2 protein-coding genes are annotated in these 1,061 nt (G+C 52.0%); both read left to right on the top strand.

The genetic code is table 11. The annotated features are described in order from the left end of the window. Positions 1–588: hypothetical protein (locus G4223_RS03565; protein WP_163675128.1), on the top strand; the 588-nt coding region annotated here is incomplete at its 5' end. Between the two features lie 30 nt (positions 589–618). Further along, the gene (locus G4223_RS03560) at positions 619–972 is read left to right on the top strand and encodes a hypothetical protein (protein WP_163675125.1); all 354 of its coding nucleotides are present in this window, start codon (positions 619–621) and stop codon (positions 970–972) included. The last annotated feature ends 89 nt before the right edge of the window (positions 973–1,061 follow it).

The raw sequence follows: 1,061 nt of genomic DNA, 5'->3' as shown, positions 1-1,061 counted from the left end.
CTCACCATCCTGCTCAACCAGCAAATCCCCTATACCGGCCTCGTCACCACCGTCGCCGTCGGCGGTACAGCGTCAACCCTGGCCGGGGGAACCTTCGAACAAGGTGCCATGACCGCTGGATTGGGGTATTTGTTTAATAGTTGCGCGAGCAACCCCAGTTCGTGCCTAAACCCGGAAGCCAAGGGGCCGGGGATGGTTGACGTCACACTTCCTGACGGCACGTCCATGTATGTGCCCCAAGGCGCTGCCGCCGATGTGGCTACCTATATCGCGTCACATTCAGAGGCACAGGCCGAAGTTAACCAGTACTGGGGCGATGCCGCGATTATGGCGGGGACTTCGTTTGGCGGCGGTCTCGTCGCTCCCGTGCTCGGTAAGACGCTGGGCCCGAGCGGCCAGATATTTGGTCGTGCGCGTCTAGGCGGAAGCAGTTTGTTCGGGATAAATTCCAACGACGCTCTTCGAATCGGTTGGGGCTGGAAGGGATCTGCAACATCTGGCACTGAAGTCTTCCGGGTCTCCGGTGATTGGGTTCGAGCGCTTGGAGTAAAGAGTGGTCATATTGACCTGCTCACGCGGAAACCATGACTCCCCTTGAACCAAGGATATTTTGTTCTCATGGCGATCATCAGCCAAATCTTCACTAAAATTCGCCGCTGGTTACGCACTTCATCCCACATTCACATTCGTGAACACGGAGTGAGAAGCTTAAATGATGTTGTTGATTTAATCGATAGATTCATAGATGATAGGGTAATTTACGACCTTGAGTGGGATGACTTTATTTCGTGGCCTCATGAAAATATATGTATATGCACCATCATAAGCCACATATCTCAATATGAATATCTTCTTTTTTCAGAGTTTCCTGCGGACAGGGTGGCATATATTCTCCATCTCACTGAAGAACGAAACAGAATCGCGGCGAGCATTGGCATGTCTGCGAGGAAGCTTCCTGCCTCCGATGCCTAGCTGTTTAGTCCCGGCATTTGATGAATCGGGTCGAAACAGATTTTGCAGATGTATTCGTATGGTGTGAGGCCCTTGAGGGTCTTGATGCA

It is taken from the genome of Magnetospirillum aberrantis SpK (genome assembly GCF_011022235.1).
Classification (GTDB): domain Bacteria; phylum Pseudomonadota; class Alphaproteobacteria; order Rhodospirillales; family Magnetospirillaceae; genus Magnetospirillum; species Magnetospirillum aberrantis.
The sequence above is the reverse complement of the archived record's forward strand: the minus strand, read 5'-3'. Positions and strand labels throughout refer to the sequence as shown.